The organism is Thalassobacillus pellis (assembly GCF_016908295.1).
GTDB lineage: Bacteria > Bacillota > Bacilli > Bacillales > Halobacillaceae > Thalassobacillus > Thalassobacillus pellis.
Genome location: NZ_JAFBDO010000001.1, coordinates 526,569 through 539,906, shown reverse-complemented (window position 1 = coordinate 539,906; position 13,338 = coordinate 526,569). Strand labels below are relative to the sequence as shown.

Sequence of the window (13,338 nt, the reverse complement as noted above, 5' to 3'; positions counted from 1 at the left end):
GAGGGTAAAAAATGAAAAAGCGTATTGGTTATCTTTGTGTCATGCTTTTAGTGATGGTGTTTGCTGCAGGCTGTCAATCTGAAAAAAGCGGCAGTGACGACGGGACAGTTGAAATTGAATTCTGGTCTGCTCCTAACCCGCCGCAGCAAGCGTTTTGGACGGATATGGCAAAAAAGTATATGGAAGAAACGGATGGAGTTAAAATCAATGTTACTCCTATGCCCGAATCGCCTTCTTCTGAGGCTGGGATTCAATCGGCGATTGCAGCGGGAAGTGCACCTACAATCTCTGAAAACATCTCCCGCGGTTTTGCTGCCCAACTGTCAGACAGCAGTGCGATCGTTCCTTTGAATGAATTTGAAGGATTCGAAGAGCTGCTCAAGGAACGTCATATGAAAGAAACGATCAAAAGCTGGAAATTCGCCGATGGCAACCAGTATGTCCTTCCGATTTATTCTAATGCCATGCTGTTTGCGTGGAGAATTGATATCTTGAATGAACTGGGATTTGAAGAAGTGCCAAAAACACATAGTGAAGTGTTGGAGGTAGGACAAAAATTAAAAGAGCAATATCCGAAGAAATTCCTATGGGCAAGAGCTGACCTGGTGAAGCCGACGTGGTGGGCAAGATGGTTCGACTTTTTCATGATTTATAATGCCGCTTCCAAAGGTAATAACTTCGTCGAAGGTTCTGACTTGATTGCGGATGACCAGGCGGGAATCGCAACGCTTGAGCTGTTTGATAAATTGAGTAAAAATGACTTGCTGTTGACCAGGCAGGTTACGGATCCGTTTGAGACAGGGCAATCCATCATGATGGATATCGGTCCATGGACATTCTCTTATTGGGATGAGAAATTTCCGGAAATGAAGCTTGGAGAAAAATATGAACTGGCTATGCCGCCTGTACCTGACGGCGTTTCCCCTGAAGATGCAAAAACGTTTGCTGATACGAAAGGATTGTCTATTTACGCATCTGCTACCAAAGAACAGCAGCAGGCAGCTTTTGATTTCGTGAAATGGGTGTACTCCAACCCTGAACATGATCTGGCTTGGTTCAAGCAGACCAATCTTCCGCCGGCACGTGACGATCTTTCTGAAAATGAAACATTCACCAGTTATCTGGAAGAAAATCCTCAGCTGAAAGAATATGCAAAAAATATTCCGAATGCCGTACCGCCAATAGATAATGCAGAAACGGTAGCCATTCAGAAATTGATCGGTACCAATGCCCTCATTCCTGTGATAAAAGGGGAAAAATCTCCAGAGGAAGCGTGGAAAGATATGAAAGAGGCCATCAACGGGGTGTTGAAATAAATGAATAAAAGCAATGCAAGGATGGGTTGGTTGTTTGCCAGCCCATACCTTGTCTATTCACTCATTTTCTTTCTGTTTCCACTTCTTTGGGCGACATACCTTGCGTTTACAAATTGGAATTTAATTTCCCCGGACTATGAATTTGTCGGGGTCCAGAACTTTGTCCAGGCATTTTTCAGCGAAAGTGTGCGGGCAGCCTTCTTTGTCACCTATAAGTTTCTTGCCATGTTTGTGCCGATTGCGGTAATAGGTGCACTTTGCCTGGCGCTGATCATCAGTGCTTTGCCAAGGTTTAAAGGCCTTTTTTCTGTAGCTTTCTTCCTGCCTTATCTGGCGTCTGGTGTAGCATCTGCTATTGTTGTGAACGGGATTCTGTCTTATAACAGTCCATTTAATATTTGGCTCAGAAGTACGTTCGGGCTGGATATCAACTGGCTCGGGTCTCCTGTATTAGCAGCTCTCATCATCGCGTTGATGATGGCGTGGAAATTCATGGGATATTACGCCCTGTTATTTGTAGCTGGACTGGAAAGTATCCCGAAGGATGTATATGAGGCGGCAAGAATGGACGGGGCAGTAGGCTGGAAAAAATTCTGGTATGTGACCATCCCGATGCTCTACCCGTCTTTTTATACCGTGACGATATTAGCCGTCGGTCTCATGTTCGGTATTTTTACGGAGCCATACGTGCTTACAGGCGGCGGGCCGGATTTAGCGACACATACCTGGCAATTAGAGATTTATCAGCAGGCTTTTGAGCGCTTGCATGCCGGTTATGGAACATCCATTGCCGTCATCAATTCGATTGTTACTTTTGCTTCCATTCTTGTTTTTCGGAAGATACTAGAAGTGTGGGGGGCCAAACATGGTTGGGAATAGTAAAATCAAAGTTACCTTATTATATCTGCTAGCCTTTACCGTCATGTTAGTGATGGTGTTCCCTTATATCTATATGGTGCTGGGTTCATTATCACCCTGGGATCAGGTCGACCGGCGCATCATCCCGACGGAACTTACCTTCAGGTCCTATGAGTGGCTGTTTTTTGGAGGCAGCGATGTCATTGCGAGACCATGGCTTAGGGCTTTTTTCAACAGTGTATTCGTCACCTTGGCTTCCACAATCCTGATGCTGGTTTCAGCACTGATGGTCGGATATTCACTGGCTAAGTTGAAATTCAAAGGCAGTCGTTTCATCAATAACGTCATTTTATTTCAGATGTTCTACCCAGCGGTCATCCTTCTTATCCCGTTATTCCTGATTGTCCGTTATTTTGGCATGTACGACACCTATTGGGCAATGATCCTCCCAAAAGCCGTGAACTTATGGGCGATCTTCATGTATACGAACTTCTTCCGCGGACTTCCGGATGAACTTCTGGAAGCAGCCAAAATTGACGGGGCCAGTCAATGGAAGATACTCTGGAGAATTGTCCTTCCCATGTCGAAGTCGGTTACAACCATCATCTTCCTGTTCCTTTTCATGGAAAGATGGGTGGAATTACTATGGGATATGCTGGTGGTCAACAGTGAAAATATGTTGACACTGAACGTCCTCCTGGCCCAAATGTTCGGACCATATGGAGGTTACCCGGGACCGATGTACGCGGCATCCGTTCTCTTGACGTTGCCGATACTGGTATTGTTCATTATTTTCAGTAAGAACTTCAAAGACGGCATGCAATTTGTGCTGAAGTAACTATATGGATATCAATTATTTCATAATCCTCCGTAGTTTAAAAAATCTACGGGGGATTCTTTTTATATTCAGCCTAATATTTTTATGAAAATGTAAAAATTTTCTGAAAAAGTGTAACTGATAGGAGCAAGAGAGCGACATACATAACGAATGGTTTTTTGGATAACACTTCCATTAGTCTTTACACAATCGAAAAAGAGAGCAGGGGATTTTTTATGATTGAAAGAAGAGCAAGGAGTAACGAGGCTATATCTCCAAAGCCGCAATCAACGCGTAATCTGGTATGGGCGGGATATGCAGTGTTCATTTGGTCGATAGCCTACATGCTGCCACACCTTTATTGGGCGTTAGGCGGCACAATCGGATTATCGTTATTAAAGGAATCTATCGCAGAAGCAGCTTATTGGAAAATGATTAATTGGGTAGCATCCGGGTTTCTCACAGCTGCGGGCTTTTTGGGAATTGCTTTTATTTATTTTAGAAAACAAAAGATCATTGGCTGGTTCCTGCTTGCGATAGCATTAATTGGGTGCTCGATTTCCGCTTCGCACGGTATTTACGGGATCATCTACCGCTTATTTCAAATAACAGGTGTCGTCGAGATGGAAACGGGGGCGTTCAATGTTGCTGACCATAAATTTGTACTGAGTGATCTTTTGCTATTCGAACCGTGGTTTTTGATTGAAGGCATTCTATTAGGGGTCCTTGGCTGGTGTTATCTTAACAAGCCTCGAAGCAGGAAAATCTGGTTAATACTTTGCACGGCAGGTGTAATCTTAGGTCTTATTTCAGGCCTGTTAAATGTGCGATTTTTTTAACTCAACGGTTTTCTTGAAACTTAAAAGCTCTGAACAACTGTGAACCCACTTAAAGTCAATACCATTGGCTTAGTTCTGACAAATATCATAAAAAAGTGATGATAAACACCACTACTAGAATGGCAGATACTTAGATAGACTTACAGAAGATTTCAAAAAACTTGCGTGTTTTTTCTAAGGGAGGAATCAGTTTGAAGAAAATTGGTATGTCTATTGTTGCGTTTGCCTTTGCTATGACGATTCCGTTTTCCTCTGCAGAAGCTTCGGGAAACGGGATATGGGATTTCGTGGGTGCAGGAGGGCTTTGGTATAACTCATCTTACGGCTTCTATAATACCTGGGCGCATAATTCTTGGGGTGGCGATTTTATGATTAAAACCGGCAGTGATACCCCGAACGCGAAGTATAAATTATGGGAATCCGATCCTGGTTCCAACAATGATGACTATGTCGGTGCTGTATTTCTTGCCCCTGGTGATGAATACCCGTTTCGTAATATCAACAGGTTCGTAGATGGATCGAATAATCAGGCGGAGTTTTATGTGACGGCGAATAATGGCGGAGAAATAACCTTCTATGATTGATAAATATAGGCTCTTTTAAAAAAAGTGGTTCGAAATGCGTATGCCAGTTGGTATTAAAAATCATTATATGGAGGGATTTTTTGAAGAAAATCGGGTTGTTGTTGGTGGCTTTACTGATGTTATGTAGCATTCCGGTATCTTCCGTAGCTGCAGCTGGAAATGGGGGATGGGATTACCAAGGTTGGCGAGATTTCTATTATAATTACACCTATGATTGGTGGGATACGACTAATGTCCAGTCAACCGGGGGAAGCGTGCTCATCCAGGCGAACAGTGCAATAGGGTATGTGGAGATGTGGGAGCATGATCCAGGTTCCAGTAATGATGATTTCGTTGGGTCGGTAAATTTAAGTGAATGGGAGTCAAAATATTGGAATATCAACTCTTATGTGGACGGTTCCAATAATAGGGCAGAAGTCTATGTCCGTACCTACCAGAATCCGGGTAATTATGCTGCCATCTATTTCTGGGATTAAGCTTCTGAATTTAAATTAATGGATAGATCTGATTGGTATACGCATTTTGTATATGTAAAAATCTCCCTCACCCCGTTAAGGATGAGGGAGATTTTTTTAATCCCAAAAATTAAGTAACACATCATAGGCCGATGACACAACGTATATTTCTGCCCGGTTATTACTGCCGTCTACATATCCTTCGACATGAAGTTCAAATGTAGTATTTGCATCTGCATACCAGGCCCCTAAATATTCGTTTTTATTGGAACCTGGATCGTATTCATAGACATAGTACCTGGCTCCATAATCTACCAATACCTTGAGATAGCCGCCGCCTGATGAAATGGTGCTTGTTTTCCACATACCATAGTAGTCGGACCATTTGTTTGTCTCCCTGGTGCCGATATGGTCATAGGAACCAGCGTGGGCTGACGCTAACGGCATGGTCAGAACAAGGACAAAAGCTATAAATGTCAAACATAATTTTTTCAACAGAATACCTCCTCTTGTTTTAAAAAAATTATCAGCAGACGCATTTCACCTCCTTTGGTCTACAAGGGCAGAGACAGGTTAATAGTCTCCGCTTTGTCTCACTTTAAGAAAGTTTAATTTTGCTAAAGGATTAAAGTATAAATAAAACGAAGGCTTTCGCCATAAGGACTTGACGACAAGCCAAGTTTTTCTAATCCCTATCATAAAAGTTACCGTAATACTGCCTTGCTCCTGTAGTCATGTTTATCATGAAATTTTGATGATAAATATCATTTTCCATGATTTCCTCTTCTGGCTGAATAAGGTACAATCACCTTATACCATAGAACAATGCCTCGATCTTAGGAGGAAGATACATGACAAAGAAGCTTGCTGTAATGATTCTTCACGGTGCCGGAACGCCGATGACTAATTTTGCAGAAGAAATGATAGAAAATATTTCAAAGCGGTTTGCAAAAAAGCTGAAACTCAATAATCCCGATGAGGTGCTGGTGTTTGAGCCGGTATTCTGGTCGTCAGTGTTCGAAGCAGAAGAAAAGCGATTATGGGAGCGGCTGGAAGGTAGTGCTGATCTCGACTATCAGAGGCTGCGCCGTTTCACGGTGGAATTTCTGGCCGATGCGATTGCCTATCAGCCATCCTCTGTAAAAGATAATAATTATGACAAAGTACACGCCGTGCTCGCGCAATCCCTGCACGAACTGGCAGAAAAAGCGGGTTCTGCTGCGCCTTTATGCATTATCAGTCACAGCCTCGGTTCCATCGTTTCCAGCAATTATTTTTATGACCTTCAAGTGAAGCAGGAGAATATCGGGACGTTAACGAAAACCAATATTCATGATACGGCACTGGAAAGAGGGGAGACATTGTCACTCTTTTACTCCATGGGGAGCCCTATGGCACTCTGGTCACTAAGGTTTCTTGATTACGGCCTGCCGATCCAGGTCCCTGCACCAACGATTGGCAAACACTATCCGAAGATCAGAGGCGAATGGCTAAACTTTTATGACAAAGACGATATCCTTGCCTACCCGCTGAAAGGGTTGAATGACCGGTATAAAACCGCAGTTACAGAAGACGTCCAGGTCAATGCAGGGGGCCTGCTGACAGGCTGGAACCCTTTTTCCCATACAAGATATGAATCAGAAGACGCTGTTGTTGATCGAATTGTTGATGGCCTGGTAAAAGTATGGAAAGAGTCCACTTCATAAATGAACTATAGATTAAACTTCCGCTAACATTCTGTAACAAATATTGACAACGCTTTCCAGATGGATTAACCTTTATATACAAGTTAACGATGTGCTGGAGATACGGAGGCCCACACTATTCACGCGCTTTCTCAAGAGGGAAGTGCATGAATCGGTGCGGGCCTTTTTGCGTTTTACTCCTGCATACAAAATGAAACTGATGAAGGAGTGTCGGGGATGCCTGAGTTTTTAGCTGAAGTGATTGGAACAATGATCCTCATCATATTTGGTGGGGGAGTGGTTGGTGGAGTAGTTTTACGAGAAACCAAGGCGGAAGGATCGGGGTGGGTTGTCATCACAATCGCATGGGGACTGGCTGTCGCGATGGCAGTGTATGCTGTGGGGAAATTTTCAGGTGCTCACATCAATCCTGCCGTGACGCTGGGATTTGCTGCAGCTGGGGAATTCCCGTGGGCTAAGGTGCCTATTTACATTACCGCGCAGATGCTCGGTGCTTTCATTGGAGCGGTCATTGTTTTCCTGAATTATCTGCCCCATTGGAAAAAAACAGAAGATCCTGGTGCGAAGCTGGCTGTGTTTTCCACCGATCCTGCGGTACGAAGCCCTTTTTCCAATCTGGTCAGTGAAATGATCGGTACGTTTGTACTGCTGATGGGATTGATGTTCATCGGTGCGAATGAGTTTACCAAAGGGTTGAATCCGATGATTGTTGGAGCTCTGATCATGGCGATCGGGATGTCGCTTGGCGGGGCAACGGGCTATGCGATCAACCCTGCCAGAGATCTTGGACCCAGGATCGCGCATGCCCTGCTGCCGATTCCAGGGAAAGGGGGTTCAGACTGGAAATATAGCTGGGTCCCGATAGCCGGACCTCTTTTAGGTGGAACGTATGGGGCTGTTTTTTATCGCGCTATATTTTTAGGGGACTTCACCGTGCTATTCTGGGTGCTTAGTGTTGTCATCGTGTTCATCCTCTTCGGAGCAGCTAAGTCAGAATTGAAAAAAGGGAAAACTACGGCTGAACAGATAGAAGAAAAACTAGTAGATTCCTATTAACCGAAGGGCAAATGGATGATAGATGCCAGGAACAATTTTATAATGGTAGCGGATACAAAATTTCGGGAAAGGAGTTTTATCATGAAAAAAATAATCAATGATGCAGAACAAATCGTGACGGAAATGCTGGACGGCTTTGTGTTGGCTTATCCAAATGAAGTGAAGCGTCTCCCTGATACGACCGTGGTCACGAGAAAAGATTCTCCGATTGACAATAAAGTAGGAATTGTCAGTGGAGGAGGAAGTGGGCATGAGCCTGCCCATGCCGGGTATATCGGAAAAGGGATGCTCGATGCCGCTGTAGCAGGTGAAGTGTTCACATCACCGACACCTGACCAGGTGTTAGAAGCAATCAAGGCTGTCGATGGAGGGGCGGGAGTATTCCTCGTCATCAAAAATTACACCGGGGATGTCATGAACTTCGATATGGCTGCTGAGATGGCAGAAGCGGAAGGCATCCAGGTGGAGAAAATAGTAGTTAATGACGATGTGGCAGTCGGGGACAGTTCTTCTACGGAAGGTCGCAGAGGAATCGCCGGGACGGTTTTTGTGCATAAGATTGCGGGAGCAAAGGCAGAAGCAGGAGGATCATTGGAAGAAGTAAAAGCAGCAGCAGAAAAAGTGGTCGCTAATGTACGATCCTTTGGGGTAGCGTTAAGCCCATCAATCATGCCAGCATCGGGAAGACCCAGCTTCGAACTGGAAAATGGAGAAATGGAAATCGGCATTGGTATTCACGGAGAGCCGGGTATCGAGCGGAAAAAGCTTGGTTCTGCCGATGAAATTGCCTCTGAACTTACGAATCGTGTCATCGAGGATGCAGGGTTGAAAGATTCTGATGAAGCAGCTGTCATGGTAAACGGATTAGGCGCTACCTCGGAGATGGAACTGTATATCGTCAACCGTAAAGTCCAGGCTATTTTGCAGGAAAAAGGGATTAAGACTCACAAGACTTTTGTCGGTGAATATATGACATCTATGGAAATGGCGGGGTGCTCCGTTACACTACTGAAGCTGGATAGCGAATTGAAGGAACTATTGGATGAGCCGTCAGAAGCACCATCTTTCCGAGCTTAATTAAAGGAGGATTTGTATGAAATTTGACGTTAATCATGCCTTAACCTGGATCACAAAAGCCAATGAGAAGATACAGGATAACAAAGACTATTTGACTTCGCTCGATCAGGCTATCGGCGATGGGGATCACGGTATTAATATGTCCCGAGGTTTCAAGGAGACAGTTGCCAAGCTATCGGAAAATGATTATGTGACTGTGTCCGATGTATGGAAAGATGCCGCTATGACGCTGATGTCCAAAGTCGGAGGCGCTTCCGGGCCATTATTCGGCACCGCTTTTCTGAAAATGTCGATGGCAAGTAAAGGCGAGGAAGCTATTGACTATCCAATCTTTATTAAGGCTGTGGAAGAAGCAGTCGAGGGAGTAAAGCAGCGGGGAAAAGCGACAGAAGGAGAAAAAACGATGATAGACGTATGGTCCCCTGTCGTAAAAAAGCTTCAAGAGGCATCCGACTTTAATGCCGAATTGATTCGTGATACTGCTAAAACTGCAATGGAAGCAACCAGTGATCTAGTAGCGACGAAAGGACGTGCTGCATACCTGAAAGAACGTTCCAAAGGACATCTCGATCCTGGCTCTGTTTCTTCCTATTATATATTCGACGCACTGGCGGACAGCTTAGAGGAGGGCGCCTGATGGCACAAGTAGGAATTGTCCTCGTATCCCACAGTGAAAAAGTTGCATCTGGCATTAAGGATATACTGGAACAGGCAGTCGGAGAAGTGAATGTGAAAGCAGCAGGAGGAATGGAAGGCGAAATCGGAACCAGCCTCGAAAAAATCCAGGAAGCACTTCAAAATATCTCCACCAGCGAAGGAGCATTGATTTTTTATGACTTAGGCAGCGCCAAGATGAATGCCGAAGCAGCAATTGAAATGCTGGAGCTTGATAATGTTCACGTTGTGGAAGCCCCAATATTAGAAGGCGCTTATCTTGCAGCCGTTGAAGCAAGCATCGGAAAATCAGTCCAAGAAATCTTAGAGTCCATAAAAAAAGAATTTCCAGAAAAAGGTTAATGAAAAAATTCCCACGGAAGTGTTTCTTTTCCGTGGGAATTTCTCCTATTAGTGGTGGATGAGTATAACTAGAGTCAGCGTATTTGGGTTCCAAACACGCGTACATCAGGGTGAGGTACGCGTATTGCCGTCTTGACTACGCGTGCAATGGAATCTGGTGCGCGTACAGCTGCCTTGAACACGCGTAAAGCAGTATCCGGCACGCGTATTACTGTCTTGAGCGCGCGTACAAAAGCTCACGCACAGAGGTTATTAAGTATGGACAGACGCAGGCATTATATTTCAGCTCTGAACGAGCATAAATGAAAAAATTCCCACGGAAGTGTTTCCTTTCCGTGGGAATTTCTCCTATTGGTAATAGAGCGAGCATAAAACAAAATCTGGCTTGCATCAAACTCGCTCCTGCAAGCTCATCCTCGACTGAATTATTAATTCCCGGTATTTTGTAGTCGCTCGGCATGTTTTTTGCGGCTCTCCGCTTTTTCTTCCATCTCTACTGGGCGTTTCGACCAGAAGGTGGCGAGGATCGGGCCAGATATGTTGTGCCAGACGGCTGCGATGACATTTGGCAGGGCGGCGAGCGGGCCGAAGTGGGCGGCTGCCAGTGCTACGCCGAGGCCGGAGTTCTGCATGCCGACTTCAATCGAAATTGCCCGGCGTTTACTTTCGTCGAGTCGCATTAATTTGGCAACAAAATAACCAAGGGTTAGTCCGAACAGGTTATGAAGCATGACAGCTGAGAAAATCAGGAGTCCGGATGTCGTTATGCTCTCTACATTTGCTGCAACGACAGCGGAAACAATTACAATGATGGCGATAACGGAAATGAGCGGGACGACGGTCGCGCTTTTTTCGACGGTCACCGGGAAAAATTTTCTGAGCAGAATTCCCAATGTGATCGGTAGGATGATGACCTGCACGATAGAAATGAACATGGCGACTGGATCGACAGGCAGCCATTGTCCTGCGAGTGCGAGCAGGATTAGCGGTGTCAAAATTGGTGCGAGCATCGTTGATAGGGAGGTCATCGCAACCGATAGTGCAAGATTCCCTTTCGCCAGATAAACCATGACATTTGAGGCTGTGCCGCCGGGAACGGACCCGAGTAATACAAGGCCGGCTGCGAGTTCGGCTGGTAAATTCAGCATGTAAGCAATCAGGAGTGCTGTCAGCGGCATAACCGTGTATTGGGATGCAACACCGATCAGGACTGGCACTGGCTTTTGCAGAACGAGCTTAAAGTCGACTGGCTTCAGGGTAAGTCCCATTCCAAACATGACAACGCCAAGAAGGATTGTTATGTACGCCCCGAGTCCAAGGAAGACTTCCGGTAACAAGTAGGCGATAAGGGCGACGCCGATTACCAGAAAGGCGAAATATTTACCTGCCAGATTACTGATTGTTTCTAGTAATTTCATTTTTACACACCTTTCTTGGCGATCAATTTATTTGGATTCATGAGCCCTTTTGGATCGAGGGCTGCTTTGATACTTTCCATTACCTGCAGGGCTTGTCCATGCTCCTGTTCCAGATATTTCATTTTCCCACTGCCGACACCGTGTTCTCCTGTACAAGTTCCGCCGCGGGCAAGCGCGTAGTCTACGATTTCCTTATTGAATTGTTCGGCTTTTTGTAATTCATCCGGATTCTCTGTATCTATCATTAACAGAGCGTGATAGTTTCCATCACCGACATGGCCGACAATGCCTGCTTCAAAATCCAACGCTTCAATTTTTTCACGGCCGTGCCTGATTGCGCCGGCAAGTTCAGAAATTGGCACGCACACATCGGTCACCATCAGCTTTCTTCCAGGGTTGCCATGGATATAGGCATAAGCCAGGTTATGGCGCGCTTCCCAAAGCTTGGTGCGGGCGGCTGTGTCCTTTTCAAAAAGGATTTCCTCGCATTGATGGTCTTGAACGATTTCTTCCGTAAAAGCGACATCGTGTTTCAATCCTGGCTCGTTGCCATGAAATTCGAGAAACAGGGTCGCTTTTTCCTTATAATCTGTTTCGCTGAATCGGTTCACCTGTCTGATTGATGCTTCATCGACAAGCTCTACCCGGGCAATCGGGACGCCAGCCTGCAGAATCGAAACCACCGCTTCGACCGCATCATCAATGGTCGGGAACGATACCCGGGCGGCCATGATATGTTCCGGGATTCCGTAGACTTTCAGCGTTAGCTCGGTTATACATCCCAATGTGCCCTCCGATCCGACGTACAGACTGTTCAGGTCATAGCCGGAAGACGATTTTTGCGCAAGATTGCCGGTATGAATGATGTCGCCGTTCGGGGTGACCACTTCGAGATCATGAACCTGGTCAGTCATCACCCCGTATTTCACAGAGGTCGTACCGCTGGCATTGGTGGCTGCCATGCCGCCGAGCGTCGCATCTGCCCCAGGGTCGACCGTGAAAAAGAGGCCATACTTTTTCAATTCTTTATTGAGCTTGGAGCGGGTAACACCAGGCTGGACGGTCACGAGAAAGTCCTTTTCCCGGACCTCCACCACCTTGTTCATTTCTGAAAAGTCGATTGTGATGCCGCGTTCATAAGGGATGACATGGCCCTCCAGGCTTGATCCAAGACCGAACGGAATGATCGGAGTTTCTGTTGCATCAGCCACTTTAACGATTGCGCTCACTTCTTCAGATTCTTCCGGGAAAACAACAATATCAGGCGAGCTTCCCGTATGATACGATTCATCTTTGCTGTGATGCTCAAGGATGGTCGGGTTCGTGCTCACCTGATCCGGTCGTAAAATCCGCTGCAATTCTTCCAGTAGATGATCCATTTTGACACTCATATGTATATCTCCCTTGCATGCAATTTTTAGCAGGAAAAAAGCTATTGCAACGAATTATACCTAATTTTTTGAAAATTACAACCAGACGGACTTACTAATACGAGCATAAAAAAATAACCCGAAACTTTATACGGGTTATTCGATTGTTGAATCCGGATCTCTGACATCAACGAGTTCAAAACGGTAGTTGTCCCCTTCGTTATTTCTCTCTTCTAGATAAACAACTTCATAGTTTTCCGCATAATATCTGACGCCTTTTCCTTTTTCTCCAAAAGTATAAGAAACTTCGGTAGCATTTTTGAATGTTTTAAAAGGGGTTTTTACTGTGGCATTGGTATCAGTGATTTTATGAGTCATTTTGAACTCAGCGCCTCCAGTGGTCCAGCTTGCCCCTTTTTTTGCTGGAAGCTTGAGCATCATATAGGGCTCCATTTCAAAAAACGTCTCTTCATCATAGGGAATAGCGTTTGCACCTACTTCATCATCGTATCGCTCCACATAAGCGGAGTATACGCCGTTTTTGTTCTGGTGAATGATATATTCGTCCAGATAGGAATCGTCTTCTGAGTTCCAGTCTACCTTCTGGAAGTATTCATTTCCCTGGTGAAATAATACTTCCGTGAATTCTTTCCGCCACATCTCATCGTTTTTATACACATGGTATTCGTATTCCACATTTTCGCCGACAGGGTACATTTGGAAACTATCCTTAATCGGCAGTCCGCAGCCAACCAAGACAATCAATACTCCTATAAAGAATAGGCACTTTTTCAAAAAATCCCCCCCTTTGCTTATTCCTGAAAA

The 13,338-nt window shown here is 45.2% G+C and carries 15 protein-coding genes; 11 read left to right on the top strand and 4 right to left on the bottom strand.

The annotated features are described in order from the left end of the window. Positions 1-11: 11 nt before the first annotated feature. The 6 genes from JOC33_RS02605 to JOC33_RS02580 all read left to right on the top strand — a co-directional run bounded on the left by JOC33_RS02605 (position 12) and on the right by JOC33_RS02580 (position 4,890). Complete coding sequence (locus JOC33_RS02605) at positions 12-1,316, top strand: ABC transporter substrate-binding protein (RefSeq protein WP_205090683.1); 1,305 nt, start codon at positions 12-14, stop codon at positions 1,314-1,316. Continuing rightward, entirely contained in the window at positions 1,317-2,195 is an 879-nt protein-coding gene (locus JOC33_RS02600; protein ID WP_205090682.1) for a carbohydrate ABC transporter permease, read from the top strand. Beyond that, positions 2,182-3,012: a carbohydrate ABC transporter permease gene (locus JOC33_RS02595; protein WP_205090680.1), complete on the top strand. Its 831-nt coding sequence runs from the start codon at positions 2,182-2,184 to the stop codon at positions 3,010-3,012. The genes JOC33_RS02600 and JOC33_RS02595 overlap by 14 nt, the downstream gene beginning before the upstream one ends. A gap of 215 nt (positions 3,013-3,227) precedes the next feature. Then, positions 3,228-3,830 carry a DUF3995 domain-containing protein gene (locus tag JOC33_RS02590; protein WP_205090678.1) on the top strand — a complete coding sequence of 201 codons (603 nt, stop codon included), beginning with the start codon at positions 3,228-3,230 and terminating at the stop codon, positions 3,828-3,830. A gap of 191 nt (positions 3,831-4,021) precedes the next feature. After that, on the top strand, positions 4,022-4,414 hold the full coding sequence (locus tag JOC33_RS20265) for a hypothetical protein (RefSeq protein WP_239533945.1): 393 nt from the start codon (positions 4,022-4,024) through the stop codon (positions 4,412-4,414). A gap of 80 nt (positions 4,415-4,494) precedes the next feature. Then, positions 4,495-4,890 carry a hypothetical protein gene (locus JOC33_RS02580; protein WP_205090676.1) on the top strand — a complete coding sequence of 132 codons (396 nt, stop codon included), beginning with the start codon at positions 4,495-4,497 and terminating at the stop codon, positions 4,888-4,890. Positions 4,891-4,986: 96 nt separating this feature from the next. Here the strand turns inward: JOC33_RS02580 and JOC33_RS20260 are convergent, their stop codons facing one another. Continuing rightward, a complete protein-coding gene (locus tag JOC33_RS20260) occupies positions 4,987-5,364 on the bottom strand; it encodes a hypothetical protein (protein ID WP_239533944.1) in 378 nt (125 codons plus the stop codon). A 356-nt stretch (positions 5,365-5,720) separates the two neighbouring features. On the opposite strand from JOC33_RS20260, the gene JOC33_RS02570 reads away from it, so the two are divergent. The 5 genes from JOC33_RS02570 to dhaM all read left to right on the top strand — a co-directional run bounded on the left by JOC33_RS02570 (position 5,721) and on the right by dhaM (position 9,725). Then, complete coding sequence (locus JOC33_RS02570; RefSeq protein WP_205090674.1) at positions 5,721-6,575, top strand: chemotaxis protein; 855 nt, start codon at positions 5,721-5,723, stop codon at positions 6,573-6,575. Positions 6,576-6,791: 216 nt separating this feature from the next. After that, a complete protein-coding gene (locus tag JOC33_RS02565; RefSeq protein WP_205090673.1) occupies positions 6,792-7,631 on the top strand; it encodes an MIP/aquaporin family protein in 840 nt (279 codons plus the stop codon). Between the two features lie 81 nt (positions 7,632-7,712). After that, positions 7,713-8,708: a dihydroxyacetone kinase subunit DhaK gene (dhaK, locus tag JOC33_RS02560; RefSeq protein WP_205090671.1), complete on the top strand. Its 996-nt coding sequence runs from the start codon at positions 7,713-7,715 to the stop codon at positions 8,706-8,708. Between the two features lie 16 nt (positions 8,709-8,724). Continuing rightward, entirely contained in the window at positions 8,725-9,345 is a 621-nt protein-coding gene (gene dhaL / locus JOC33_RS02555; RefSeq protein ID WP_205090666.1) for a dihydroxyacetone kinase subunit DhaL, read from the top strand. Further along, a complete protein-coding gene (dhaM, locus tag JOC33_RS02550) occupies positions 9,345-9,725 on the top strand; it encodes a dihydroxyacetone kinase phosphoryl donor subunit DhaM (protein WP_205090665.1) in 381 nt (126 codons plus the stop codon). Before dhaL ends, dhaM begins: the two co-directional genes overlap by 1 nt. Before the next feature lie 428 nt (positions 9,726-10,153). Here the strand turns inward: dhaM and JOC33_RS02545 are convergent, their stop codons facing one another. From JOC33_RS02545 to JOC33_RS02535, 3 genes are all read right to left on the bottom strand, one after another. After that, the gene (locus JOC33_RS02545; RefSeq protein ID WP_205090664.1) at positions 10,154-11,143 is read right to left on the bottom strand and encodes a bile acid:sodium symporter family protein; all 990 of its coding nucleotides are present in this window, start codon (positions 11,141-11,143) and stop codon (positions 10,154-10,156) included. Between the two features lie 2 nt (positions 11,144-11,145). Further along, positions 11,146-12,534, bottom strand: coding sequence for an FAD-binding oxidoreductase (locus JOC33_RS02540; protein ID WP_205090663.1), 1,389 nt, complete (start codon positions 12,532-12,534; stop codon positions 11,146-11,148). Between the two features lie 135 nt (positions 12,535-12,669). After that, a complete protein-coding gene (locus JOC33_RS02535) occupies positions 12,670-13,308 on the bottom strand; it encodes a hypothetical protein (protein ID WP_205090660.1) in 639 nt (212 codons plus the stop codon). Positions 13,309-13,338 lie beyond the last annotated feature (30 nt).

Coding starts and splice junctions, on each gene's coding strand:
- JOC33_RS02605 (WP_205090683.1), top strand. CDS start 12: ATGAAAAAGCGTATTGGTTATCTTTGTGTCATGCTTTTAGTGATGGTG.
- JOC33_RS02600 (WP_205090682.1), top strand. CDS start 1,317: ATGAATAAAAGCAATGCAAGGATGGGTTGGTTGTTTGCCAGCCCATAC.
- JOC33_RS02595 (WP_205090680.1), top strand. CDS start 2,182: ATGGTTGGGAATAGTAAAATCAAAGTTACCTTATTATATCTGCTAGCC.
- JOC33_RS02590 (WP_205090678.1), top strand. CDS start 3,228: ATGATTGAAAGAAGAGCAAGGAGTAACGAGGCTATATCTCCAAAGCCG.
- JOC33_RS02570 (WP_205090674.1), top strand. CDS start 5,721: ATGACAAAGAAGCTTGCTGTAATGATTCTTCACGGTGCCGGAACGCCG.
- JOC33_RS02565 (WP_205090673.1), top strand. CDS start 6,792: ATGCCTGAGTTTTTAGCTGAAGTGATTGGAACAATGATCCTCATCATA.
- dhaK (WP_205090671.1), top strand. CDS start 7,713: ATGAAAAAAATAATCAATGATGCAGAACAAATCGTGACGGAAATGCTG.
- dhaL (WP_205090666.1), top strand. CDS start 8,725: ATGAAATTTGACGTTAATCATGCCTTAACCTGGATCACAAAAGCCAAT.
- dhaM (WP_205090665.1), top strand. CDS start 9,345: ATGGCACAAGTAGGAATTGTCCTCGTATCCCACAGTGAAAAAGTTGCA.
- JOC33_RS02545 (WP_205090664.1), bottom strand. CDS start 11,143: ATGAAATTACTAGAAACAATCAGTAATCTGGCAGGTAAATATTTCGCC.
- JOC33_RS02540 (WP_205090663.1), bottom strand. CDS start 12,534: ATGAGTGTCAAAATGGATCATCTACTGGAAGAATTGCAGCGGATTTTA.